Origin of the sequence: Mangrovivirga cuniculi (assembly GCF_005166025.1) — a bacterium.
In the GTDB taxonomy this organism is placed as follows: Bacteria; Bacteroidota; Bacteroidia; order Cytophagales; family Cyclobacteriaceae; genus Mangrovivirga; species Mangrovivirga cuniculi.
The window spans coordinates 4,635,656-4,661,901 of sequence record NZ_CP028923.1 but is presented as its reverse complement, the minus strand read 5'-3'; the positions used below and the strand labels follow the sequence as shown (position 1 = coordinate 4,661,901).

Genomic DNA, 26,246 nt, shown 5'->3' with positions numbered 1-26,246 from the left:
ATATGCAGGTAGTTAACATTACTGAGGCCAGTAACTTTTTCCATGCTTTAAGAAGACAACTTGCATGGCAATTTAGAAAGCCTTTAATAGTGATGTCTCCTAAATCATTGTTGAGAAGTCCTAAAGCTGTATCTCCTAAAGAAGAATTTACTTCAGGACGATTCAGGGAAGTACTTGATGATAAGGAGGTAGATCCAAAGAAAGTAAGAAAGGTTGTTTTATGTACAGGTAAACTTTATTATGACCTGACAGAGGCCAGAAAAGAGAATAAATCTGATGATGTAGCACTTATCAGAGTGGAACAGCTTTATCCGTTCCCGGAAGCTCAGGTAAATAATCTGATCGAGAAAAAATATACCAAAGCGAAGGAGTTTGCGTGGGCTCAGGAAGAACCTGCGAACATGGGTTACTATAGCTTTTTATTTATGAATTGGGGTAAGGCAAAAGACTTTACGTTGATTTCAAGAAAGCCAAGTGCTTCTCCTGCTACTGGATATCCAAAAGTTCACAAGGAAGAGCAAGACCGAATTATTGAAGCTGTTTTTAAATAAAAAAGAAAATAAACTATAGATCTATGAGTCTGGAAATGAAAATTCCTGCCGTTGGTGAATCAATTAATGAAGTAACTATCGGCAACTGGTTAAAGCAGGACGGCGACCATGTAGAAATGGATGAGCCGATCTGTGAAATTGAATCAGACAAAGCAACATTTGAAGTGACTGCTGAGGCAGAAGGAACGTTGAAGATCAAGGCTGAAGAAGGAGATACATTAAATATAGGTGATGTGCTGTGCGAAATTGAAGAAGGTGAAGGGGGTGGATCATCCGATAATGATTCTGATTCCTCTGAAAGCTCTTCAGAAGACAGCAAGTCAGAGAAGAAAGATTCTGAGGACAAGTCTGATAAAGAAGATAAAGAAAAATCATCTGGTTCCAAGTCAAGGAGAAGTAGTGGAAATGAATGTTCCAACTGTTGGCGAATCGATCACTGAAGTGACTTTGGGTTCATGGTTGAAGTCAGATGGTGATTTCGTTGAAATGGATGAAGAGATCGCGGAGATCGAATCTGATAAAGCTACTTTCGAATTAACAGCTGAAGCACAGGGAATCCTGAGAATTGAAGCACAGGAAGGGGATACTCTTGAGATTGGTGATTTGATTTGTAAGATCGAAGTTACCGAAGGAGGTGAGTCATCTGATTCAGACGATTCTGACAGTTCATCTTCTGAAAAGAGTGGATCTTCAGATAAAAAAGAGTCTGAATCTGAGGATGGATATGCTAAAGGTCATCCATCACCAGCTGCAGCTAAAATTCTCGCTGAAAAAGGCATCAGTCCTGAGGAAGTTAAGGAACAGGTCCTGGTGGAAGAATCACCAAAGAGGATGCTCAGAATGCTAAGAAGTCGGAAGGCAAAAAGGAGTCTTCATCTAAAAAAGAAGAATCCAAAGCACCTGCTTCAGCATCTAAAGGAGAAAGAAATGCTGAGAGAAAGCGCATGAGCAGTATGCGTAAGACAATTGCCAAGCGTTTAGTTTCTGTGAAGAATGAAACTGCTATGCTCACTACATTTAACGAAGTGAACATGCAGCCAATCATGGATCTCAGAAAGAAATACAAGAAAAATTCAAAGAAAAGAATGGCGTTGGATTAGGATTCATGTCTTTCTTCACTAAGGCTGTTTGCCAGGCATTGCTTGAGTGGCCGGCAGTTAATGCACAGATTGATGGTGATGAGATGATCTATCACGATTACTGTGATGTTTCAATTGCAGTATCAACACCAAAAGGACTTGTAGTTCCTGTGATAAGAAATGCTGAGCAGCTTGGGTTTGCTGATATTGAATCTGAAATTATCAGGTTAGCAACAAAAGCGCGTGATGGTAAGCTTTCGATGGATGAAATGCAGGGCGGAACATTTACAATTACCAACGGAGGAATCTTTGGTTCAATGATGAGTACTCCAATCATTAATGCTCCTCAGTCAGCTATTCTCGGTATGCACAATATCGTAGAAAGGGCAATGGTTGAAAACGGAGAGGTAGTTGTAAGACCAATGATGTATGTAGCATTATCATATGATCACAGGGTGATCGATGGTAAGGAATCTGTAAGTTTCCTTGTACGAGTTAAGGAACTTCTTGAAGATCCTGCAAGATTGATGCTTGGTATCTAATTTTTTTCATTAAGAAAAACAATATTTAAAATGGAATATGATGTAATCGTAGTTGGTTCAGGTCCCGGTGGTTATGTGGGGCAATTAGATGCGCACAATTGGGAATGAAGACCGCTATCGTTGAGAAATATAATAGCCTTGGAGGTACATGTCTTAATGTAGGTTGTATCCCTTCCAAAGCACTTTTAGACTCATCAGAGCATTATCACAATGCTGATACAACTTTTAAAGATCACGGTATTAAATTATCAAATCTAAAGCCTGATCTGAAGCAGATGATCAAAAGGAAGGATGATGTGGTATCACAGACAGTTGGTGGTATCGATTATCTGATGAAGAAAATAAAATTGATGTACATACCGGTCTTGGGTCATTCGTTGATAAAAACACGATCAAAGTAGCTCCTGAGAAAGGAGATGCAAAGGAGATCAAGGGTAAGAATATTATTATCGCAACCGGTTCCAAACCAAGTACTCTTCCATTTATCAAACTTGATAAAGAAAGAGTAATTACCAGCACTGAAGCGTTAAAGATGAAGGAGATTCCAAAGAATCTTGTGATTATCGGTGGTGGAGTTATTGGGTTGGAGTTAGGGTCAGTCTATGCACGTCTTGGTGCAAAAGTTCAGGTAGTAGAATACATGGACAGCATCATTCCTACAATGGATAAAACGATGGGTAAAGAACTTCAGAAGTCTCTGAAGAAATTAGGCTTTGAATTCTTCCTTAAGCATAAGGTAACTGAAGTAGAAAATACAGGTAAGGAAGTGAAAATAGTCGCTGAATCACCTAAAGGAGAGAATGTAGAGCTGAAAGGTGATTATTGCCTTGTGTCAATTGGTCGTCATGCTTACACAGAAGGTCTTGGTCTGGATAAAGTGGGCATAAAAACTGACGATAGAGGTAGAGTTGAAGTTGATAAGAATTTGAAAACCGGCGTTGGTAATATTTATGCCATCGGGATGTTGTCAAGGGAGCAATGCTGGCTCATAAGGCGGAAGAAGAAGGTACTTTTGTAGCGGAAGTAATTGCAGGGCAAAAGCCACATATTAATTATAATCTCATACCGGGAGTTGTATATACCTGGCCTGAAGTTGCTTCTGTCGGTAAGACAGAACAACAATTAAAAGAAGACAAAAGTACCTGTAAAAACTGGTAACTTTCCTTTTAAAGCGTTAGGTAGAGCACGTGCAAGTATGGACATCGATGGTGTAGTTAAAGTTCTTGCTCATAAAGAAACGGATGAAATACTCGGCGTACATATTATCGGCGCAAGAGCAGCGGATATGATCGCTGCAGGAGTTACTGCTATGGAATATCGCGCTTCGGCTGAAGATGTTGCAAGAATGTCTCATGCTCACCCGACTTATATGGAAGCATTTAAAGAGGCTTGTCTGGCTGCTACCGAAAACAGACCAATACATATTTAAGAATACAATACACTGTTTATAATTGAGCCGGTGCTAAATGCACCGGCTTTTTTAGTTTTCTAAAGTGGTTTGCAGGAAATGAAGGGCAATGTCTTCATGCAAATTTTTAGGCGATTTTTTGTTGAAATTTTAATGCTTCTGTTCGGGTTGCTTTTGATTAAATACTATACTTTTGAGGTCCTGATTTAAAGTAAAATTAAATATATGAGTGTTGAAAGGCATGTTCTGAAAATAGCTTCAGAATTAAATTTACCAATAAAAGGAGTTACAGCGACTGTTGAACTTTTGGAGGAAGGAGCTACGATTCTTTCATTTCAAGATATAGAAAAGAGAGAACCGGTAGCCTTGATGAGGTGAATATTTCTTCGATCAGCGACCGACTAACTCAGTTAAAAGAACTGGATAAAAGAAGGGAGACTGTATTAAAATCAATCGACGACCAGGGCAAGCTTACCCCGGAACTCAAAAAAGCGATTGAAGAAGCTGAAACGTTGTCTAAACTGGAGGACCTATATCTTCCATACAAGCCAAAAAGGAGAACAAAGGGTACAATAGCCAAGGAAAAAGGTCTGGAGCCACTTGCGAAAAAGTTATTTACCCAGGAATCTTTCGATGTGACCACTGAGGCAGAAAAGTATCTTTCAGATGAGAAAGACAAAGAGGTCAAAAGTGTTGAAGAAGCCTTACAAGGAGCTCGTGACATTATTGCAGAATGGGTAAATGAAAATGCTGATGTTCGTGAAGCTCTAAGGACAATGTTCAGGAATAAGGCGATCATCAAATCAAAAGTGATTACCGGTAAAGAAGAAGAAGCAGCCAAATATAAAGATTATTTTGAGTGGGAAGAGCCCCTTTCAAAAGCACCATCTCACAGGATTCTGGCAATGAGAAGAGGTGAAAAAGAACTTTTTCTCATGCTTGATATATCCGTAGATAAGGATGAAGCCATCAGTCTCGTGAGTAAAATGATTCTTGAAGGTAATTCGGAAGCAGCAAAAGAGGTTGAAAAAGCGATTGAAGATTCTTACAAAAGACTTTTAAAACCTGCTATCGAGACTGAGATGAGGATGGAGTCTAAGAAAAGAAGTGATGAAGAGGCAATTAAAGTTTTTGCTGAAAACCTGAAGGAACTACTACTTGCCTCTCCGCTAGGTGAAAAAGCAGTTTTAGCTATTGATCCGGGATTCAGAACAGGATGTAAAGTAGTCGCACTAGATAAACAAGGTAAGCTTCTTGAGAACACGACTATATTCCCGAATGAGCCTCAAAAAAAGATCACTGAATCAGAAGCGGTGGTTATGGCTTTAATTCAAAAATACAATCTGGAAGCCATTGCAATAGGTAATGGTACAGCCGGAGAGAAACTGAAGCTTTTTGTAAAAACATCAAGTTTCCTTTTGAGGTCCCCGTCATTTCAGTAAATGAAAGTGGGGCTTCAATATATTCAGCAAGTGATGTGGCCAGGGAAGAATTTCCTGATCAGGATCTGACAGTAAGAGGAGCAGTATCAATCGGTAGAAGATTGAAAGATCCGTTAGCTGAGCTTGTAAAAATCGATGCTAAATCAATCGGAGTAGGACAGTATCAACATGATGTAGATCAATCTTCACTTAAAAAAGGGCTTGATACAGTAGTAGAAAGTTGTGTGAATGCCGTAGGAGTGGAAGTTAATTTAGCTTCTAAGCAATTGCTTACCTATGTTTCAGGATTAGGTCCTACACTTGCGAAGAATATAGTTGAATACAGAAACGAAAATGGGGCTTTTAATGGACGCGAAGACCTTAAGAAGGTCAAGCTGATGGGCGATAAAGCATTTGAACAAGCGGCAGGTTTCTTAAGAGTCAGAAATAGTAAGCATCCTCTCGACTCAAGTTCTGTACACCCGGAAAGTTATCCGATCGTAGAGAAAATGGCTGAAGATCTTGGAGCTTCTGTTGAAGACTTAATTAAAGATAAGTCGCTTAGAGCTAAGATCGATCTTAAAAATATGTTACCGAAGAAGTAGGTCTGCCAACCTTAAATGATATAATGAAAGAACTTGATAAGCCGGGAAGAGATCCTCGGGCTGAATTCGAGATCTTTAGTTTTGATGAAGGAGTGAATAAGGTAGAAGACCTTAAGCCTGGCATGGTGCTTCCGGGTATCGTTACAAATGTTACCAAATTCGGAGCCTTTGTTGATGTAGGTGTTCATCAGGATGGGCTGGTTCATATTTCTGAACTGAGCAATGAATTTGTTAGTGATCCTGCGGAAGTGGTGAAAGTTTCGCAAAAGGTTGAGGTAAGAGTAGTGGAAGTTGATTTTAACAGGAACAGGATATCTCTATCTATGAAAGATGAAAATACAAAACCTGTAAGAAGAAAAGTGCAAAGAAAAAGGAAGAATCCGAGGGTGATATGGCTTCTAAACTGAAAAAACTTAAAGGCCTCTGGAATAACTAAATAAAAAAACCCGGTAGAATAAATCTATCGGGTTTTTAACCTATAAACCAATTAATTCTAATTTATGCAGCGTGCATTGATTTGAATTTTAAACAGTATTTCATGTGCTTTTTCTGAATAAGTAATAATTCACTTAGATCAAGACTGAATTCCTTATTGTAAAGTCTGTAGATCAGTTGCCATTCTTCCTGGGCCATAAAGCCGTCACTATTGGCAATTGTTGCCATCCAGGCAACTGCCTCGATCTGAAACTTTTTAGATCTGGTTTTAAGATCCTTGATACATTCATTCATAACCTCGTCCTCTTCTCTGGACATAAGCAAAGGTAAAGTTGATTCTACTTCGTCTTCAGAAATTTCCTCATGCTCACACATTGCTTTAAAGAATATTTTTCATTCTCACTTATTCTTCCATCTGCTGAGGCTGTCAGATAATAAAGTTTAATAAGAATTGAATTTTCGCTCCTGGTGTTCATAGTGGTAATATGATTGGGTTACTAAATTTAAAAAGTATCTTTAAAAAAGTAAATATTGTGTTTGTTTACTTTTAAATACCTCAGAAGACAATCTTGTAACCGATAAATCCTATTAATTATAGGAATACAAAAAAAACGGGGATTAACTCCCCGTTTTTATCGATAAATATTTTAGTTTTTTTAAAAAGCTGATGCTAAACCACCAAATATTGCGATTACAAACATTAAAGCATAAAAACCCAGGAATATAATAGCAATGATTCCATAAAATTTAAATAACCTTTTTAGGTTTTTAAGTCCATTTTCAAAATCGGTGTTCACTCCAGCTTCTATTCCAGCTTTTGTTTTAGATCCAAAAGTGAATAGGAAATACGAAGGAATAAAACTGATAATAGCGAAAATGACATAAAAGACAATAAAAAATCCAGCTCCCATAAAACCCGGAAGTTGAGTGTCTGCGCCACCCATACTTGCTAGTGTTCCCATAGTGCCACCATAAAGATTCCCATAATGAGGGTAAGACCAGAACCAATAAAACCTAATATTCCAAGAAATCTAGCCCATTTAGAAGCTTCAGTTAAATTAGCCTTTACCATAGAATTCAAAGCCAAAGCTTCTCCACTGTTTTGATCGAGTATACTGTTCATATTTAATAGTTAGTTTTAAAAATATTGACAAGTATAAGGATGATCGAAAGTATAAGTCAATAAATTACGTAAAATTATTAATAATATTTTAAGATTTATACTCCACTTTTTTTTATTCACAGTTGGTTGTTCTAATTTTGTGCAATTTATGTTTTCCATCTAACAAATATAAAAATGCCAAAAATCCCGGTATTAAATCCGTCTTAATTATTGGAAGTGGCCCGATCGTTATTGGTCAGGCGTGTGAGTTTGATTATTCTGGTTCTCAAGCCTCAAGATCATTGAGAGAAGAAGGAATTGAAGTGACCCTGATAAATTCCAATCCAGCAACGATCATGACTGACCCTGTTACTGCAGATAACGTGTATTTGCGGCCACTGGAAAAAAAGTCAATAATAGAAATTCTTGAAAACCACAAGATTGATGCTGTACTGCCGACAATGGGAGGTCAGACAGCACTTAACCTTGCCGAAGATTGTGAAAAAGCAGGTATCTGGGAAAAATATGGCGTAAAAGTCATTGGAGTAGACTTCGGGGCAATTGCTACAACTGAAGACAGAGAAGCCTTCAGACTAAAAATGACCGAAATGGGCATTCATGTCTGCCAGGGAGAAACAGCCACCAGTTTTCTTGAAGGAAAAGAAATTGCTCAGGAAATAGGTTTTCCACTTGTTATCCGTCCTTCCTACACTTTGGGAGGTTCCGGAGGAGGTTTTGTTCACTCTGCAGAGGAATTTGACAAGGCTCTGACCCACGGTCTTCATTCTTCACCAATCCATGAGGTGCTTATCGAAAAAAGTATTCTGGGCTGGAAAGAGTTTGAGGTTGAGCTCCTGAGAGATAGTATTGGTAATGTGATTATAATCTGTTCTATCGAGAACTTCGATCCGATGGGTATCCATACAGGTGATTCGATCACTGTTGCTCCTGCTCAGACGCTGCCAGATTCTGTTTATCAGAGAATGCGAGATATGGCCATCCGTATGATGAATGGAATTGGTGATTTTGCCGGAGGTTGTAACGTTCAGTTTGCGGTTAATCCGGAAGACGATGATATCGTTGCAATTGAGATCAACCCAAGAGTTTCAAGATCATCTGCATTAGCATCGAAAGCAACAGGTTATCCAATCGCAAAAGTTGCTGCTAAGCTTGCGATAGGTTATACGCTTGATGAGCTTGAAAACCAGATTACTAAACAACAAGCGCATACTTTGAGCCTGCTCTTGATTATGTGATTGTAAAGATTCCTAGATGGAACTTTGACAAATTTGAAGGTTCGGACAGACGCCTGGGTCTTCAGATGAAGTCGGTAGGAGAAGTAATGGGTATAGGAAGAAATTTCCAGGAAGCCTTACAAAAAGCCTGTCAGTCATTGGAGATCAGGAGAAATGGTCTTGGAGCGATGGCAGAGAGCTTAAGAAAGAACTCTATTAGAAAGCTTAAAAACTCCTAGCTGGAACAGGCTGTTCCACATTTATGATGCTTTTAAACTGGGAGTGTCTTTTGATACGATATTTAAATTTACCAAATAGATCCTTCCTGCAGCTGAAAATTTTTAGAGAGAGCTGCTTCCGAGAGCTCTGATGATGACTGCCAAGAAAAAGGGATATGCTGACAGACAGATAGCTCTGGATGTCTTGCGAAGTTTTTTTAAGCTCCAACGGGAAGCCAAGAAAAACGAGATGCAGCCCTTGGTTGCCAAAGAAATGGAGGAATTTAATGTGATAATTGAAAGATGCTTCACAAGGACGAACAGAATAGAAACATCTTTTACAGGTTGTTGTCGCATGTATTCGTAGGCGCGGTGGGGTTGTGGCCGCACAGATACAGGATATTCATAGATTGCAGACCGCTCAATGAAGGGCTGGGGTGCGATCGAAGCAGAGGCTGATGCAATTTGTGACGGTGAAAATGTATATATAATCGGAATTATGCAGCATATTGAGCCTGCAGGAATTCATTCCGGAGACTCTTATGCAGTTCTGCCACCTTACAATCTCGGCGACCTGATTATAGAACAGATTGAACAGCACACGGAAACAATAGCTAAGGCATTGAAAACAAAAGGACTGATTAATATTCAGTATGCTAAAGATGACACCGTATATGTTATCGAGGCAAACCCAAGAGCATCGCGTACAGTGCCATTTATCTGTAAGGCATACAATGAGCCTTATGTAAATTATGCTACCAAGGTAATGCTGGGAGAAAAGAAAGTAACTGACTTTGATTTTAATCCGACTAAGAAAGGTTACGCTATAAAAGTTCCGGTGTTCTCATTCGAGAAATTCCCTAATGTTAATAAGGAATTAGGACCGGAAATGAAATCTACGGGAGAAGCGATCTATTTTATAGATAATCTTCAAGACGATTATTTCTTAAAAATTTACAGAGAACGAAACTATACTTAAGTAAATAGTTAAACTAATATGGGAATTGTTTTTAAATTTTTACTGATAGCTTTTGTAGTATATTATATCTTATCGAAGCTATTTGGATTCTTTTAGAGTTTTAATAGGAAGGGCTGCAACTCAATACAAAAATCAGCAGCAGCGAGGTTACAGTAACGCAAATCGTCAGCGAAGAGATGGCGAATTAAATGTGGATTATGTACCGTTAAAGAAAAACCTAAAAGAAAGAGTACTGGTTCCGCACATGGAGAGTACATTGATTTTGAAGAAGTAAAGTAAAATTACTTTAAATACATGGATTTAAAGGCCAATAGTGTATGCTATTGGCCTTTTTTTTTTTAATAACCCTCAATTATTAAAAAATTCAAACGTTTGAAATGGCTTGAAAAGTGTTTTTTTATATATTTGCATCCATTAGACAATAAAACCCAAACTCTTCATGTCTCTACAAAAAATACAGGACCTGTTAGGTTCAGACGCTGAAAAGTTATTATCTCATAAATGTGAGACAATAGACAAATCATCATTGCATTTACCTGGTCCCGACTTTATTGACAGGATCTTTGCTCAGTCAGATCGATCGGCCCAGGTATTGAATAGCCTGGCATCTATTTATAATTCGGGAAGATTAGCCGGAACTGGTTATGTTTCAATATTGCCGGTTGACCAGGGAATAGAACATACTGCAGGAGCTTCATTTGCACCTAATCCAATCTACTTTGATCCGGAAAATATAATCAAACTAGCCATAGAAGGGGGTTGTAATGCTGTTGCCACTACTTTTGGAGGGTTAGCTTTAATGAGTAGAAAATATGCTCATAAAATTCCATTTATCGTGAAGATCAATCATAACGAGTTACTGACCTATCCGAATACATTCGATCAGGTGATGTACGGGTCAGTTGATGAAGCGTGGAATCTTGGTGCTAAAGCTGTAGGAGCTACTATTTACTTTGGTAGTGAAGAATCAAACAGGCAAATTCAAGAGGTAGCTGCTGCATTCGAAAGAGCACATGAATTAGGAATGGCAACTATACTTTGGTGCTACACACGTAATAGCTCTTTTAAGAAAGACGGAACAGACTATCATGTTGCTGCTGACCTGACAGGGCAGGCTAATCACCTGGGAGTAACAATAAAAGCAGATATCATAAAGCAAAAACTACCGGAAACTAATGGTGGATTTAAAACTATAAATTTTGCGAAGACTCATGATAAGGTTTATTCAGAGCTGAGTAGTGAGCATCCAATTGACCTTACCAGATACCAGGTGGCAAATTGCTACATGGGAAGAATTGGATTAATTAATAGTGGGGGAGCTTCATCAGGAGCATCAGATCTTGCAGAGGCAGTAAAGACTGCTGTTATTAATAAAAGAGCAGGAGGAATGGGACTTATATCTGGTAGAAAAGCTTTCCAGAGGCCAATGAAGGAAGGCACTGAATTATTGCACCACATTCAAGATGTTTATCTGGCTCAGGATATAGAGCTGGCATAACAATGTCTATTTAGGTTATACAGAGGCTGTGCTGTGGTGGTACAGCCTTTTTTTATCTTCAATCTTATAAGTCCGGGCTTTTATATTCTGCAGAATTTTCGAATATTGCATTATTGATCAGCTGAAAAATAGTAATTTTACAGCCCAAAAATGAAACTCTATGGCTTGGTTTACAAGAAAAGATAAAGGAATAAGAACCCCGACCGAGGCTAAAAAAGAAGCCCCGGACGGAATTTGGTATAAAACTCCAAGTGGAAAAATTGTCCACATGAGAGAGTTGAAAAGTAATTCATATGTTTCGCCTGAGGATGGATACCATGTCAGGATCGGCTCAGAGGAATATTTCGAAATACTTTTTGATAACAATAAATTTACGGAATTGGACCCCGAAATGACTTCTGCGGATCCATTGGATTTCGTGGATACAAAAGCTTATCCATCAAGAATAAAACAATCACAGGCAAAGACTGATTTGAAGGATGCTGTAAGAACAGCTCATGGAAAAATCGATGGTCAGGACCTTTGTGTTGCTTGTATGGACTTCAATTTTATTGGAGGCTCAATGGGATCGGTAGTAGGTGAAAAGATTTCGCGGGCAATCGATTATTCATTGAAAAATAAGGTTCCGTTTCTGATGATCTCTAAATCTGGAGGAGCAAGAATGATGGAAGCCGGATTTTCCCTCATGCAAATGGGTAAAACATCAGCGAAATTAGCTTTGCTTGATAAAGCAGGAATTCCATTCATTTCTTTATTGACTGACCCTACAACTGGTGGTGTTACTGCTTCTTTTGCTATGCTTGGTGATTTTAATATTGCTGAGCCGGGTGCATTAATCGGTTTTGCAGGCCCGAGGGTTATTAGAGAAACGATCGGAAAGGATCTTCCTAAAGGATTTCAAAGTGCTGAGTTTGTTCTTGAGCATGGATTTTTGGATTTCATTGTTGACAGAAGGAATTTAAAAAGACGCCTGGTTACTTTACTCAAGATGCTCGGTGAAGAAAAAAAGGAAGAAAAAAAGGAGACTAAGAAGGTAGAAAAGAAAGCAAGTGCAAGCTGATTTTTCTGCAAAATTATTACTACACTTCGTCACGAAATTAGATTGACGAATTATAAATATAAAATTACCAACCGAAGGAGATTATCTTCTTCGGTTTTTTTATTTATTGAGCCTGAAGAAATAATGCACTAAGATCCATCTTTTTAATAAATCTGATCGCCTCCCTTCAAATTAAATTCAGATTTTGATCGAGTTGAGTGTTGTTTTGAATTGATATTCAAGCCCTTGAGATATCAAATTTGTTTTAAGTAGGTTAAGACAGTAATAGTAAAAAAGCCCCCTCGAGCGAGGGGGCTTTTTCGTTACCCGAAACGGGTTCCAAGAGCCAAAATAGTGTGTGGGTAATAAATAAGAGGGATATTAGTCTTAAAATTTTTGTTTAAACCTAACATCCTGTTTGGTTTTAGTTGAAAGATGACTGTCTCCGTTCGTAAACAGCACATCTATTGTTGATTGCTATGTTGCTAAAGTAATGTAAGAAATTTATTAAACCAAACACTTTTTCAAAAAAAATACTCTGTAAGCATACTTTTTACTCAGAAGATTATTCTGAATTGTCAATTGTTCAAAAAAATTGAATAAACAGTAGTTTTTTGTCATGATGGTTGACGAAATGATAAATTTCTTCGATGAATGTATGAATTGTTAAGATAAGTAAATTCGTGAATCTTAACCATTTATTTTACAAACAAGAAAGCTTATTTGTTTAAACATCATTTCACACTAATATTGTCCTATTATCCTAAAATCAATTTTCCTGAATAATTATGTAATGTTTTAACCCTATTGTTAATAAAATTTGTCTTCATATTCCGATTTCCTATAGGGTTCTGTTTTAATTTTACTTTCATGTTGCTAAGGAAAAAACCGGTATTATGCAATTACTATGTTACCTATAGATGTAATGCATCTTGTAGTTTTTGCGATATATGGGAAAAACCTTCTCCTTACATTTCATTAGAGGACGCAGAATCCAATTTTAAAGCGTTAAAAAAGCTGGGAGTTAGAGTAATCGATTTTACAGGCGGAGAACCTTTGCTTCATCGGGAGATTGGAGAACTTCTATCTCTGGCTAAGCATTATGGTTTTATAACTACTCTTACTACCAATGGGCTGCTTTATCCAAAAAAATATACGGAATTAAAAGGAGTAGTTGATATGCTGCATTTTTCTCTTGACTTCGAATCTAAGGAAAAGCATAACCAGGCAAGAAGAGTTAATTGTTACGATAAAATTCTCGATTCAATTTCAATAGCTAAGGAAAATAATGAGCGACCGGATATATTGATGACAGTTTTTCCCGAAAATTTAAATGAAATTGAAAGGATCTATAATAATATTTCTTTACCAAATGGGTTGGTATTGATCCTTAACCCGGCATTTGATTATAATGATATTAATTGTGCCACTTTTAATAAAGAGCAGTTATCATTTTAAGAAGCTGGGGAAAAGAAAAACTTATCTATATAAATGAGGCCTTTCTCGATTTACGTTTAAACGGGGGGAATCATATTGATCATCCGGTGTGTAAAGCGGGATCATCGACTGTTGTAATTTCGCCTTTTAATGAATTAGTTGGTCCCTGTTATCATTCTGCAATTGATAAATGGCCAATCGATAATAATCTTTACGATCTCTATAAAAGTGAAGAAATCCAAAAAGTTTTGATGATGGAAGGTCGATTACCGGAATGTGAAGGGTGTGTAATTAACTGTTATATGCAGCCAAGTTTTGCCGTTAACTTTAATAAATACTGGTTGACAGCAGCCAGATCTACCTTTAAATATAACTTTTATAAGGGTACCTGGAAACAACTTTTTGCCTGAGTAGTTAAACTTTTTGAATATTGATAAGGCTATGTAGTAAAAATCATATTTATCTACTACATGGAATAAAGAATTAATGATATATTTGTGGCCTGAATAGAGTTAAAGAAAAAATTATCAGTAAAATAGTCAGATAAATGTTTTCAACGACAATTATTGTTTCAATTGTAGCATTTACCCTAGTAATCTCGGCACTAGTGCTGATTTTGCTTTTTGCACAATCAAAATTAGTGCAGCAAGGTGATGTTAAGATTTACGTAAATGGTGACGAGGAAAATCCGATCGTAACCTCAGCAGGTGGAACTCTTCTATCTACATTATCATCTCAGAAGATCTTTTTACCGTCTGCATGTGGTGGTGGAGGTACTTGTGCCATGTGTAAATGTGTAGTAGAAGATGGTGGCGGAGACGTACTTCCTACTGAAGAAGGACACCTTTCTCGATCTGAGAAAAAAGAAAATGTTAGACTTTCCTGCCAGGTTAAGGTGAAGGAAGATATGCATATTCGTGTTCCTGAAGAAATCTTTGGTATTAAGAAGTGGGAGTGCGAAGTTGTTTCCAATTACAATGTATCAACATTTATTAAGGAATTTAAAGTTAAGCTTCCAGAAGGAGAAAATCTTGACTTTAAATCTGGTGGATATATTCAGATCGATGTTCCGGAAATTACTGTGGACTTCAAAGATATGGATATTACACCTCACCCTGAGCTTGGACACAAAGACGATGTGTATAAAGGTGACTGGGATAAATTCGGTTTATGGGATCTTGTCATGAAAAATGATGAGCCGATTTTCCGTGCTTATTCTATGGCTAACCACCCGGCGGAAGGAAACATTATTATGTTGAACATCCGTATCGCTACTCCACCTTGGGATCGAGAAAACAACAAATGGATGGATGTGAATCCAGGTATTTGTTCTTCATATGTTTTCTCAAGAGTACCTGGTGATAAAGTAACTATTTCAGGACCATATGGTGAGTTCTTTATCAATGAGTCTGATGCTGAAATGATTTATATTGGTGGTGGTGCTGGTATGGCTCCACTAAGATCTCATATCTTCCATCTCTTCCATACTGAGAAAACTGACAGAAAAGTTTCTTACTGGTACGGAGGTAGATCAAAAAGGGAGCTTTTCTATCTCGATCACTTCGAAAAGATCGAAGATGATTTCCCTAACTTTAAATTCTATATTGGCTTAAGTGAACCAATGGAAGAAGATAACTGGAAAATCAAAAAAGATCTTCATGATAGCGAAGGAGATGGTTATGTAGGGTTTATACACCAGGTATTGTATGATAATTACCTGGCTGATCATCCTGAGCCTGAAGAAATTGAGTATTACCTTTGCGGTCCTCCTTTGATGAACGCAGCAGTATTAAAGATGCTGGATGAGTTGGGCGTACCGAAGGAAAATATCAGATTTGATGACTTCGGAGGGTAATCTCACAAAAAAATAAATTTAAAGGAACTTCAAATATGGAGTTCCTTTTTTTATTTTACGCCTAAATTAAAATGTTTCATAATGACAGACCTCAGTCTATTTTTTGATCCGGTATCAGAATCTTTATACGAAAACATCAGTGACAGAAGTTCATTCTTTTTTCAGTTAACCATTAATAACGGAAAAGCTGAATTACCTGATGATTGTACGATAGCCTTAATAGGGCTAACAGAAAACCGGGGTGCTGAGAATTCTGGTAGCATAGCAACCGCCGCTGATGAAATTCGCAAGAAGCTGTATAACCTGAAAAAGGGAGCTGGCCCATATAGCATTATGGATCTTGGAAATCTTAGAAATGGCCAATCCTATGATGAAACTAGCCAGCGTCTTAGTGAAGTTGGCAGAGTTTTAATAGAAAATAATATTCTTCCTGTTTTTATAGGAGGGAGTCATGACCTTGATTATGGTCAATATCAATCTTATGAGGGGCTGGAAAAACTAATAAGTGTTTGTGCGATAGATCGGACTGTAGATATGTCCGGAGATAAAGAACAGGCTTCTGAGCATCGTCATATTCAAAATATAGTAATTCATGAACCAAATTACCTTTTCAACTTCACTCTCCTGGGGTATCAATCTTATTTGATTGATCAGACATTATTGAATACACTTGAAAAGTTGCATTTCGATACTTTCCGACTTGGGTATTTAAGAAGTGACATTAAAGAGATCGAGCCAATAGTCAGGGAAGCGGATATGATGTCATTCGATCTGACAGCAATTAAATCTGCAGACTTTCCCGGTGTAAATAATGCTCAGCCTTTTGGTCTGACAGGTGAGGAAGCATGCCAGGTTTGTTGGTATGCTGGGTTAAATGAAAAACTAAGTAGTGTCGGATTTTATGGTTATGATCCTTCTGAAGACGATAAAAATATGAAGAGTGCAATGGTTTCGGCTGTGATGATCTGGTATTTTATTGAAGGCGTGATAAATCGAAAAGAGGAGCAAAACTTTAAGACAAATGATTATTTAAAGTTTGTAGTGCCAATTGGGGAGAACCGGACCAAATGGTTTTTTATAAGAGTAAATTTACAGATCGCTGGTGGATGGAGGTTCCGTTAACCAAAGAGGATGAGGAGATTAATAAATGGGACATTGGTATAAACAAAACCTGTGTTATCCCATGCAGCTATAAAGATTACGAACAAGCCGGGCAAGGAGTGATTCCGGATAGATGGATCGTGGCTGTAAATAAAAGATTATAATAGAAAACCGGGATTTAAATCCCGGTTTTTATATTTAAATATCCATTGAAGAACCGATATCAAGAAGTATTAATTCTTTCCCTGCTTCTTTGAATTTTTTTACTGCTTCATCGTGATCTATTTCAATATAAGGGAATGTGTCATAGTGGACTCCCAGAACTTTATCACATTTCACAAAATCTGACGCTACTACTGCATCGTCTACTCCCATAGTAAAGTTATCTCCGATAGGCATGATGGCCAGATCCAGATTGGTGAATTGAGGAATCAATTGCATATCCATATGGAGGGCAGTATCTCCGGCAAAATAAATTGAGTAACCATCTGATTCGACAATAAATCCTCCCGGATTTCCACCATAGGTACCATCCGGTAATACTGAAGAATGAATGGCGTTTACATATTTCACTTTGCCAAATTCAAATTCCCAGTTTCCCCCGTGATTCATCGGATGACCATTTTCAATTCCCTGATCTTCGAGCCACGATATGATTTCAAAGTTGGAAACCACCTTTGCTCCTGATCGCTTGGCGATATCAACTGCATCAGCAATGTGGTCCTGGTGACCATGACTTATTAAAATGAAATCAGGATTGATAGATGACACATCAATGTCTTTAGCAAGTTCATTAGGAGTGATGAAAGGATCAAATAATACTGATTTCTCAGCTGTTTCCATCATAAAACAAGATTGACCGTAGTATGTGATTTTCATGTAGATTGATTTTTTTGGTTACCTATTAAATATAATCAAATGCCAAGACCTAATCTATGATATCCAAGGTGAATAAAAAAAGACCTTTTTCAGGGTTATATCTAATGATTTTATATGAAACTATTTTGAATCCGGACTTATTTAAACGGTACTTATTTGATAAATTAAGTATTAAATACTTCCGTATGAAAACACTCATTTTGATGCGACATGCAAAATCTTCCTGGGAAGACCCTTATATGGATGATTTTGACAGACCTTTAAACAAAAGGGGTAAAAATGATGCCCCTGAAATGGGAAAACGATTAAGACTTTTAGGGATGGTGCCCAGACAAGTTATTTCAAGCCCAGCAGCAAGGGCAGCAGCCACCTCAATTAAAGCATGTGAGAATATGGAGTTTGATAAAAATGACATACAATGGGAAAAAGATCTTTATCATGCCTCAACATCAACAATCTGGGAGGTAATTCGAAAAAATGGAAAGGAAAATGTTTTAATGATTGTTGGTCATAATCCGGGACTGAATAGTGTTGCAGATAGCCTGGGACTGGATATCGACAACATACCGACAGCCGGGGTGCTGGTTGTTGCTTTAAGTATAAGAGACTGGTCAGAAGCAGCACCTGGTAAGGCCCGTTTCGAATTTTTTGATTATCCCAAAAATAAAGGAAAAGAGATCCGCCAGCTTTAGAATGGCATTAGATCCTTTTTGAAAATCCCGAATTCTTTAATTCGGTATCCCAGAAACAATTTAAAATTCCAGGCACTGACATTTAAATTGACATTTCTTGTATTGGCATTGGCATTTTGAAAAACTATTGATGTTCCGGTAAATACCTTGTCACCATTGTATCCAAACGAGAGACGGCCATTTAATGCAGCTCTGATCTGAGTATTCCTGACTTGCTTACCTTCAAAAGGATATTTTTGCCACTGAAGCCCTATGCCGGCGGCAAGTGTGGTGTTGAGAAATAATTGCTTCAAAATGAAATTATGGGTATACCCTGGCATTACAGTCAGAGTTGTAAACTTACCTCCTGAATATCTTACAGTTGGGTTAAAATCGTTGTCAGGAATGGTGTTTATTGCGGAATCCGCCTCTACTTTTATGTCGCTCATTGTAGATCCTATTAGAAAAGATCCCGCAGATTTTTTTTGTCTCTCAGTCTGGTTAAAACTTGATTTAAAAGAGAATTTTTCGCTATTCTCAATCCAGAATCCTGTAAAGCTTACATTTCTCACAGAAAGATCTGAACGTTGGGGATGGGGGTCACCGTTTTGCCAGTTCTGGTTGATCTGAGAGGCATTAGAAATGTAAAAGCCCTGGTATTTTTGTAAATAAAAATCAACACCAAACTGGGTGCCATACAAATTAACCTGAAAATCGCTGTAGTCAGTATTGCCATAAAGCCTTGCGTTATCTCCATCCTCTCTTTCCGGCAGCCTGAAAGTTACCTCGAAAGCTAAATCAAAGGCATAGCCTCCGAATCCGATCAATCCATTTCCATTGGGGCGATATTGGATGGTCTGCTGGTCCTCTGTTGCAAGAGTAACATTCAGAGAGCGATTTCCAAGCAGACCTTTTACATATAAATAGTCGTCAAACCGCTCAATATAATCTGAGCGGTCTGATGACAATGTATCAGTTTCTTCTTGTGCGTATCCGCAAAATCCAATTAAAAATAAAACGACTAATAAATGCCGCATGAATAGTTTTTACTATAAGATATAGCGACTAAGATCCTTATTTTTAACTAGTCCGGCAAGCTTTTCACTAACCATATCATCAGTAATGATCAGTTTTGCATTTGGTCCTATTTCGTCCGGAACTTCATATAAAAAGTCATTTAAAAGTTTACTCATCACTGTATGGAGTCTCCTCGCACCGATATTTTCAACTTCAGCATTCACTTCAAAAGCTATGTTTGCAATTTGCTTAAGTGCTTCTTCTGTAAACTCTAGAGTAACTTCCTCTGCATCAAATAACGCTTCGTATTGTTTAGTTAAAGCATTTTTTGGCTCTAATAATATTTTCAGGAAGTCACTTTCAGTCAGATTATCCAGTTCAACCCTGATCGGAAAACGTCCCTGTAATTCAGGAATAAGATCTGAGGGCTTGCTAACATGAAACGCTCCGGCAGAGATAAATAGTATATGGTCAGTATTTACCACTCCATGCTTGGTAGTCACCGAACTTCCCTCTACTATCGGTAAGAGGTCTCGCTGAACTCCTTCACGGCTAACGTCAGCTCCCTGCTTATTAGAAGATGCAGCAATTTTATCGATCTCATCAATAAATATTATCCCTGTGTTCTCCGTTTTTTGAACTGCCTCTTCTTTAACTTCTTCAAAATCGATCAGCTTGGATGCTTCTTCATCCAATAGGATTTTTTTAGCATCTGCAATGGTGACTTTTCTTTTTTTGGATTTCTTTGGCATCATACCAGAAAGCATATCCTGAAGGTTAATCATTGAAGATTCGTCGATCATTCCTCCACCGATCATTCCTATTCCCGGATTGCTTGGTGCTTTAATGTCAATATCAATTTTTCTGTCATCAAGCTCACCGTTTCGGATTTTTTCTCTGAATCGCTCCCTGGTCTTTTCATTAAGTTCCTCGTCAGTTTTAGGAGCTGTCTCATTTTCAAATGAATTAGTCTCACTAGCAGACTGAAATCCGGTTCTTGCAGGAGTCTTTTTTATTGGTGGGATTAATGCATCCAAAATGATTTCTTCAACAATACCCTCTGCTTTTTCTCTTACCTCTTCTTTTTTCTGAACTTTAACCATGTGAATAGCCTGTTCAACAAGATCCCTGACCATGCTTTCCACATCGCGTCCTACGTAACCTACTTCGGTAAACTTACTGGCTTCAACTTTTACAAATGGTGCATCGGCAAGTTTGGCAAGTCTACGGGCGATCTCAGTTTTACCGACTCCGGTAGATCCGATCATCAGAATATTATTAGGCATTATTTCCTCTTTCAATTCTGACTTAGTATTCATCCTTCTCCATCGGTTACGAAGAGCAATAGCTACATTTTTCTTAGCACTTGACTGTCCGATAATATATTTATCCAGTTCTTTTACGATCTGCTTCGGTGTTAATGCAATTTCTTTTTTTGACATCTTAATTTTATTTATTGAATATAGATGAAATATCTTTTTGTAATGAAAGGTAGTTTACACCACCTCCCTGATGAAAGAATCCATGCGAGTAGGAAAGCATGAATCCTTTAAGGTTCATATTAAACCCTAACGAAAGACCAGCGCCTCCGTTTCCCTGATCCGTTCTTAATTGTTGCCTTCTGTTAAAATTATATCCTGCCATAAGGTTGAAATTTTTATGTAAAAGAATTTCAGCACCGGCACTTATATGATAGAAAACCTTATCCAGACTGGAATCTTCACCTTCCGGGTCTAATCCCTCCGGCCTTTTAATATTTAAATCAAACGCTTGTAATGTGAACCTAAAGGGAGCGAATTCTGGTTTAAATGTCGTTCCTATTGATATTCTGAGTGGGACATCATTATCAAATGCATCACTACCAAATTTACCGATTTGCTGGATGCTCAATGCTGCAGTTAGATCTTTTTCAGGATGAAAATATGTTCCTGAGATATCAAGATAAGCTATGCCCTCTGAATATCCATCGAAATTGAACGACTCATAATTAATATTCATTCCGAGAGAAAAAAGTCCGATTTTATGAGATGCTCCGGCAGAAATTCGAAATGCTGAAGAGGAAAATTCTCCATCTGTTATTCCTGTATTTGTCGTTCTTTCAAGACTACCGTAATCCAGAAACTGAAATCCTCCCCAGACCTTAATGCCTTTACTGATCTCCTGTCCGTAGGCAAGAGTTCCATATTTTATGTCAGCCAGGTAATCACCGTAAGTCAGGTGAGCCATTCTGATCTGAGATGAGTCATTGTTCATCGAAGGATTCCTGAACCATACACTTGCATCATCAGTAGTAGTTAAGGTTCGGCTACCAAGTCCTGTATCCCTGGCTGAAGAAGGGAATAAAAGCATTTGGGTTTGGTCTACTTGCTGACCAAACCCTGTATATGAAATTAATGTTAATATGAATAGTATCAGATGCCTTTTCAGGATCATATTTGCGTCTTGGAATTTGGGTTTTTATCAAATGAAAAGATCATCGGATCTTCAACTTTAGTTTTTAGTAAAGCGATCTTGATCACTTCATCAACTGTATCGACAAAATGAAATTTAATATTCTTGATATAATCAGGTTCTATGTCTTTAAGATCCTTTTTGTTTTTTGAACACATGATGATTTCCTTAATACCTGCTCTTCCTGCAGCAAGGATCTTTTCTTTTATTCCGCCAACCGGAAGTACCTTACCTCTTAAGGTAATCTCACCGGTCATGGCGAGCTTATCTTTTACTTTTCTCTGTGTGTAAATTGAAGCCAGAGAGGTGAGCATAGTGATACCTGCTGAAGGACCATCTTTAGGTACGGCTCCAGCCGGAACGTGAACATGAAGATCGTATTCATTAAAAAGCCTGTGATCAATTTTAAGATGCTCTGCATTAGACTTTAGGTACGAAAGAGCTGTAACAGCTGATTCTTTCATCACATCACCTAATTGACCTGATAAAGTGAGTTTTCCTTTACCTTTGCTTAAGCTGGATTCGATAAATAAAATATCGCCACCTACCGGAGTCCATGCTAACCCGGTAACTACACCGGCGTATTTGTTGTTTTCATAAAGCTCCTGATCGTAAACTTCAGGTCCGAGAACCTCGATGATTTTTTCAGGAGTGATTTTTGGTTCATACTCCTCTTCCAGTGCAATGGACTTGGCTACATTTCTAACTACGGCACCGATTTTACGCTCCAGCCCTCTAACTCCTGATTCGCGAGTATAACCATTGATCAGTTTATTAAGTGCAGCTTTATTTAAAGATGCATCTTTAGCCTTAAGTCCGTGTTCTTTTCGCTGCTTTGGAATAAGGTGTTTTTTAGCGATCTCTACTTTCTCCTCATGAGTATATCCGGTGATCTCAATGATCTCCATTCTATCCCTCAATGGTGCAGGTATAGACTCCAGACTATTTGCTGTAGCTATAAAAAGCACTTTCGAAAGATCGTAATCTATCTCCAGGAAGTTATCGCTGAATGTACTGTTTTGTTCCGGATCCAGAACCTCCAGAAGTGCCGAGGATGGATCCCCCGATGACCAGAGTCGAGCTTATCAATTTCATCAAGGATGAAAACCGGATTTGAAGATTCAGCTCTTTTTATATTCTGGATTACCTTACCGGGCATAGCACCGACATAGGTTTTTCGGTGGCCTCTGATTTCCGCCTCGTCATGAACACCTCCTAAAGACATTCTAACATATTGTCTATTGAGTGCCTTGGCAACAGATTTACCCAGAGATGTTTTACCAACCCCCGGAGGTCCATAAAGGCAAAGAATTGGTGCCTTCATGTCTTTTTTAAGCTTGAGGACAGCAAGGTATTCTATGATTCTGTCTTTTACTTTGGTCAGTCCGTAATGATCCTTGTCAAGAATTTTTTTAGCTCTCTTAAGATCGAAATTATCCTCTGTGTACTCATTCCAAGGTAATTCAAGCATGAGTTCACAGTAATTTATTAAAACCGGATATTCAGCTGCCTGGGGATTGAGTCTTAATACTTTGTCTAGTTCTTTGTTAAAATGTTCTGCGACATCCTTTGGCCACTTTTTCTTTTCCCCTCTCTTTCTTAATTCTTCAATCTCTGCCTCAGGGCCTTCATTTCCTAGCTCATCCTGTAGTATTCTGATCTGCTGACGGAGGTAATAATCCCGCTGCTGCTGATCAATGTCCACATGAACCTTGTTTTGAATCTCCTGCTTGATCTCAAGCATTTTGATGTCGCGGGTCATGTATTCGAGCAGTAGCGAAGCTCTTTTGAAACCATCGTTTATTTCAAGTAATTTTTGTTTCTCATCGACCTCTGCATTGATGTTAGAGCAAAGGAAGTGAGTCAAAAATTTAGTGCTTTCAATATTGTCGAGAGCAACTTGAGCTTCTTGTGGAATATCCGGGTTCAACTTGAGAATCTTATTAGCTGCATCTTTTAAAGATTGTACCAGCGCAATAAGGTTTTCATTAGTGTCTACAGGGAAGGATTCTTCTAACACCTCATGGGTGACCTTTAAATATGGGTCTTCAGATTTGACCTCATTAATTTTAAATCGTTTCTTTCCCTGGATTATGATCGTAATATTTCCATCCGGGAGAACGATCATTTTTATAATTCTAGCTATAGTTCCTACCTCATAAATGTCTTCCTTACCAGGGTCTTCGTTATTGCTGTTTTGCTGAGCGATAACTCCAATTATCCGGTCTTTTTCGTAAACTTCTTTTACAAGTTTTACTGATTTTTTTCTTCCGACAGTAATTGGTATTACTACCCCTGGAAATAATACGGTGTTCTTTATAGGAAGGACAGGTAACTCTTCAGGGAGATTATCCATTGTTTTGTCATCATCAATTTCCTGCTCAGGATTTATCAATTGAAGCATATCTCCTGAATTATCTTCAGCCAGTTCTGTCAAAACTAATGGTGAAAGCTTATTTTCGTTGCTCATAATCTATATTAATGTGCCAAGATGGCATGTAATTTTCAATTTTGTTTTAATTTAAAGCGGATGAGAATACGGCAAGCCTTGTGCCAAACCATAAATTTACGATTTAACATGACAATATATCAGTCAGTGTGAAAATATTGAGGAGTAAATGTTACATTTAAATTTAATAATCAGACAAAAATGACCTCAACAGACAATAAAATATTAGATGCCAAATCGATCAGGCAAAAAATACGCAGAATGGCGTATGAAATTTATGAGCGTAACTTTGAAGAAAAATCATTGGTTTTAGCCGGTATTCAGGGTGCCGGGGTAGATCTTGCCAGGGAACTGGGAAAAGAGATTGAAAGCATTTCTGATGTTTCTGTCGAAATTCTCGAAGTGCTAATTGACAAAACTGATCCGGATGATGTAAAGATTTCTGATGATACTCCATTGCCGTCAATTAATGATAAAGTTGTTATATTAGTAGATGACGTTTTAAATACCGGACGAACTATGGCAAATGGAATGAAAATATTTTTAGGAACTTCTGTGAAAAAAATCGAAACTGTAGTCCTGGTAAATAGAAGTCATAAATCCTTTCCTGTTTTAGCCAATTATTTGGGATATGAACTTTCTACTACACTCAATGATCATGTTGAAGTAATCCTCGGCAATGATCCTGCGGTTTATTTAAAATAATATGAGCATAAAGCCACAATCTCCTATAGAGGAAAAGATCGCAAAAGCAAAAATCATCTTTATCGAAGAGGACTTAGAAATTAAGACTCTTGATAAAGAATTGTTTTTATTGCGAAAAATCATCTCAGGAACAAATGAGGGATTGTGGATTTTTGATGCTGAGGAAGCCAAAGTATATGTAAATAACCGTTGGGTAGAGATGATCGGTTATGATATTAGTGAAGTTTCTTCAGAGAGAAATTTATGGCTGGATTGGGTTCACAAAGATGATAAGTCAGAATCGATCAAATCTTTTATGAAAAGGATTAAGGAAAAGGACGATTCTGAATTCCAACAAATATTCAGGTTAAGACATAAATCAGGGAAGTATTGTTATATCCGTAGCAGGGCCAATTTTTTATATTCTAAAGAAGGGAAGCTGGAATATATAGTTGGTACTCACAAAGATGTGACAGAAGAGATTAAAGCGAAAAAAGCCCTCGAAAAAACAAAGGAGAAGTATTACATTCTCTATCAAAATTCCCAGGTTGTAATCGTTATTACTGAAGCTTCAACAGGTAAAATTCTCGAAGCGAATAAGAAATTCTACCTGCTGACCGGTGCTGATAAAGATAAACAGCTATACATTCAGGATTTTTATTATAATCCTGATGACCGCGAGGCTTTCATTGATGAATTGAAAGAATTTGGAAAAGTAGAGGATTTTGAATTAGAACTCAGGACAGTAGAGGGTGATAAACTTCATGGATTAGTTTCTGCTACCCTAAATAAGGAAGAAGACAGACTGGAAGCAGTAGTAAGCGATATTACTGCTCTTAAGAAAAGTATGCTTGAGTTAGAGCAGGTAAATTATGAGCTCGACCGCTTTGTTTATCACGCCAGTCATGATCTTAGATCGCCACTCAAGTCAATCTTGGGATTGGTTAATATTCTGAGGATGGATAACGATCCGGAAGTTTACGATAAATGTGTAGATGAAATTGAAAACAGTGTTAAAAGACTGGATGATCTTGTTGGAGATCTTTTACATATAAGTAGAAATAGTCGCCTTGATATTAAAAAGGAAAAGGTTAGTATCCAGGTAGAAGTTAGTCAGGCAATCGCAGTATATGGAGCGATTGAGAATATGAGAAACCTTCAGGTTTATTCCCATATAAGAGAATTAGTTCCGTTTTACTCCGATCCTCCCAGAATCAGGATTATTTTAAATAACCTGATTTCCAATGCAATAAAATACAGAAGAGATATCGATAACAGCTTTATCCGCGTAACAGCAAAGGTCGATGAAAAAGAAGCCAGTATAACAATAGAAGATAATGGGGAAGGAATTCCCGAGGATAAGATTTCTACTATCTTTAATATGTTTAGCAGGGCAACCGAAAAAAGTAGTGGGTCAGGTCTTGGTTTATATTTAGTTGAAACAACTATTGATAAATTAGCCGGTCAAATATATGTATCAAGTAAAGAAGGAGAAGGAACTACTTTTAAAGTTATAATACCTAATCATTATTCTGATATGGTTTGAAAATAGGAAAGTCTTTAGCACTTTTGTTTAACCAAAATCGAGAA

The 26,246-nt window shown here is 37.7% G+C and carries 21 protein-coding genes and 7 pseudogenes; 20 read left to right on the top strand and 8 right to left on the bottom strand.

What is annotated here, in order from left to right; genetic code table 11:
- The first annotated feature begins 2 nt into the window (after positions 1-2).
- The 7 genes and pseudogenes from DCC35_RS20510 to DCC35_RS22210 all read left to right on the top strand — a co-directional run bounded on the left by DCC35_RS20510 (position 3) and on the right by DCC35_RS22210 (position 6,013).
- A complete protein-coding gene (locus tag DCC35_RS20510; RefSeq protein WP_137092560.1) occupies positions 3-551 on the top strand; it encodes a hypothetical protein in 549 nt (182 codons plus the stop codon).
- 23 nt (positions 552-574) lie between these two features.
- A pseudogene (odhB, locus tag DCC35_RS20505) lies at positions 575-2,172 on the top strand (2-oxoglutarate dehydrogenase complex dihydrolipoyllysine-residue succinyltransferase).
- 30 nt (positions 2,173-2,202) lie between these two features.
- A pseudogene (lpdA, locus tag DCC35_RS20500) lies at positions 2,203-3,601 on the top strand (dihydrolipoyl dehydrogenase).
- A 204-nt stretch (positions 3,602-3,805) separates the two neighbouring features.
- Positions 3,806-3,958, top strand: coding sequence for a hypothetical protein (locus DCC35_RS22225; RefSeq protein ID WP_394347714.1), 153 nt, complete (start codon positions 3,806-3,808; stop codon positions 3,956-3,958).
- Positions 3,955-5,397, top strand: a pseudogene (locus tag DCC35_RS22220) (helix-hairpin-helix domain-containing protein); the annotation flags it as partial. The gene DCC35_RS22225 and the pseudogene DCC35_RS22220, both read left to right, overlap by 4 nt.
- Before the next feature lie 113 nt (positions 5,398-5,510).
- Positions 5,511-5,605: pseudogene (locus DCC35_RS22215) on the top strand (hypothetical protein); the annotation flags it as partial.
- 24 nt (positions 5,606-5,629) lie between these two features.
- Complete coding sequence (locus DCC35_RS22210) at positions 5,630-6,013, top strand: S1 RNA-binding domain-containing protein (RefSeq protein WP_394347748.1); 384 nt, start codon at positions 5,630-5,632, stop codon at positions 6,011-6,013.
- 91 nt (positions 6,014-6,104) lie between these two features.
- Here the strand turns inward: DCC35_RS22210 and DCC35_RS20490 are convergent, their stop codons facing one another.
- The 3 genes from DCC35_RS20490 to DCC35_RS20790 all read right to left on the bottom strand — a co-directional run bounded on the left by DCC35_RS20490 (position 6,105) and on the right by DCC35_RS20790 (position 7,164).
- On the bottom strand, positions 6,105-6,416 hold the full coding sequence (locus DCC35_RS20490) for a hypothetical protein (RefSeq protein ID WP_137092559.1): 312 nt from the start codon (positions 6,414-6,416) through the stop codon (positions 6,105-6,107).
- A gap of 281 nt (positions 6,417-6,697) precedes the next feature.
- Entirely contained in the window at positions 6,698-7,003 is a 306-nt protein-coding gene (locus DCC35_RS20485) for a hypothetical protein (protein ID WP_137092558.1), read from the bottom strand.
- The gene (locus tag DCC35_RS20790) at positions 6,991-7,164 is read right to left on the bottom strand and encodes a hypothetical protein (RefSeq protein ID WP_175402890.1); all 174 of its coding nucleotides are present in this window, start codon (positions 7,162-7,164) and stop codon (positions 6,991-6,993) included. The genes DCC35_RS20485 and DCC35_RS20790 overlap by 13 nt, the downstream gene beginning before the upstream one ends.
- Before the next feature lie 137 nt (positions 7,165-7,301).
- Between DCC35_RS20790 and carB the strand changes: the two are divergent.
- From carB to DCC35_RS21420, 10 genes and pseudogenes are all read left to right on the top strand, one after another.
- A pseudogene (gene carB / locus DCC35_RS22260) lies at positions 7,302-8,693 on the top strand (carbamoyl-phosphate synthase large subunit); the annotation flags it as partial.
- 54 nt (positions 8,694-8,747) lie between these two features.
- Positions 8,748-8,963, top strand: a complete 216-nt coding sequence (locus tag DCC35_RS22255; protein ID WP_449405364.1) for a hypothetical protein — start codon at positions 8,748-8,750, stop codon at positions 8,961-8,963.
- A gap of 42 nt (positions 8,964-9,005) precedes the next feature.
- On the top strand, positions 9,006-9,575 hold the full coding sequence (locus tag DCC35_RS22250; RefSeq protein ID WP_449405366.1) for an ATP-binding protein: 570 nt from the start codon (positions 9,006-9,008) through the stop codon (positions 9,573-9,575).
- Between the two features lie 82 nt (positions 9,576-9,657).
- Complete coding sequence (locus DCC35_RS20470) at positions 9,658-9,849, top strand: hypothetical protein (protein WP_137092557.1); 192 nt, start codon at positions 9,658-9,660, stop codon at positions 9,847-9,849.
- Between the two features lie 165 nt (positions 9,850-10,014).
- Positions 10,015-11,073 (top strand): class I fructose-bisphosphate aldolase, encoded by a 1,059-nt coding sequence (locus tag DCC35_RS20465; RefSeq protein WP_137088856.1) that lies wholly within the window; start codon positions 10,015-10,017, stop codon positions 11,071-11,073.
- A 160-nt stretch (positions 11,074-11,233) separates the two neighbouring features.
- Entirely contained in the window at positions 11,234-12,133 is a 900-nt protein-coding gene (accD, locus tag DCC35_RS20460; protein ID WP_137088855.1) for an acetyl-CoA carboxylase, carboxyltransferase subunit beta, read from the top strand.
- Between the two features lie 849 nt (positions 12,134-12,982).
- Positions 12,983-13,959: pseudogene (locus DCC35_RS20455) on the top strand (radical SAM protein).
- Positions 13,960-14,096: 137 nt separating this feature from the next.
- Positions 14,097-15,404, top strand: coding sequence for an NADH:ubiquinone reductase (Na(+)-transporting) subunit F (nqrF, locus tag DCC35_RS20450; RefSeq protein WP_137088853.1), 1,308 nt, complete (start codon positions 14,097-14,099; stop codon positions 15,402-15,404).
- Positions 15,405-15,485: 81 nt separating this feature from the next.
- Entirely contained in the window at positions 15,486-16,526 is a 1,041-nt protein-coding gene (locus DCC35_RS20445; RefSeq protein WP_246070102.1) for a formimidoylglutamase, read from the top strand.
- Positions 16,511-16,669: a hypothetical protein gene (locus tag DCC35_RS21420; protein ID WP_246070101.1), complete on the top strand. Its 159-nt coding sequence runs from the start codon at positions 16,511-16,513 to the stop codon at positions 16,667-16,669. Before DCC35_RS20445 ends, DCC35_RS21420 begins: the two co-directional genes overlap by 16 nt.
- A 34-nt stretch (positions 16,670-16,703) precedes the next feature.
- On the opposite strand, the gene DCC35_RS20440 is transcribed toward DCC35_RS21420, so the two are convergent.
- Positions 16,704-17,384 carry a metal-dependent hydrolase gene (locus DCC35_RS20440; RefSeq protein ID WP_137088852.1) on the bottom strand — a complete coding sequence of 227 codons (681 nt, stop codon included), beginning with the start codon at positions 17,382-17,384 and terminating at the stop codon, positions 16,704-16,706.
- Between the two features lie 185 nt (positions 17,385-17,569).
- Here DCC35_RS20440 and DCC35_RS20435 point away from each other — a divergent pair, with 185 nt between their 5' ends.
- Entirely contained in the window at positions 17,570-18,076 is a 507-nt protein-coding gene (locus DCC35_RS20435) for a SixA phosphatase family protein (RefSeq protein WP_175402889.1), read from the top strand.
- On the opposite strand, the gene DCC35_RS20430 is transcribed toward DCC35_RS20435, so the two are convergent.
- From DCC35_RS20430 to lon, 4 genes and pseudogenes are all read right to left on the bottom strand, one after another.
- On the bottom strand, positions 18,073-19,092 hold the full coding sequence (locus tag DCC35_RS20430; RefSeq protein WP_137092555.1) for a DUF4421 family protein: 1,020 nt from the start codon (positions 19,090-19,092) through the stop codon (positions 18,073-18,075). The genes DCC35_RS20435 and DCC35_RS20430 overlap by 4 nt on opposite strands.
- A 12-nt stretch (positions 19,093-19,104) precedes the next feature.
- Positions 19,105-20,514, bottom strand: coding sequence for an ATP-dependent protease ATPase subunit HslU (gene hslU / locus DCC35_RS20425; protein WP_137092554.1), 1,410 nt, complete (start codon positions 20,512-20,514; stop codon positions 19,105-19,107).
- Positions 20,515-20,521: 7 nt separating this feature from the next.
- Positions 20,522-21,505, bottom strand: coding sequence for a PorV/PorQ family protein (locus DCC35_RS20420; RefSeq protein WP_137092553.1), 984 nt, complete (start codon positions 21,503-21,505; stop codon positions 20,522-20,524).
- Positions 21,502-23,993 (bottom strand): annotated as a pseudogene (gene lon, locus DCC35_RS20415) (endopeptidase La). The gene DCC35_RS20420 and the pseudogene lon overlap by 4 nt, the downstream one beginning before the upstream one ends.
- Before the next feature lie 180 nt (positions 23,994-24,173).
- On the opposite strand from lon, the gene DCC35_RS20410 reads away from it, so the two are divergent.
- Both DCC35_RS20410 and DCC35_RS20405 read left to right on the top strand, forming a co-directional pair.
- Positions 24,174-24,677: a phosphoribosyltransferase family protein gene (locus tag DCC35_RS20410; RefSeq protein ID WP_137092552.1), complete on the top strand. Its 504-nt coding sequence runs from the start codon at positions 24,174-24,176 to the stop codon at positions 24,675-24,677.
- A gap of 1 nt (position 24,678) precedes the next feature.
- Positions 24,679-26,202 carry a PAS domain-containing sensor histidine kinase gene (locus tag DCC35_RS20405; protein WP_137092551.1) on the top strand — a complete coding sequence of 508 codons (1,524 nt, stop codon included), beginning with the start codon at positions 24,679-24,681 and terminating at the stop codon, positions 26,200-26,202.
- The last annotated feature ends 44 nt before the right edge of the window (positions 26,203-26,246 follow it).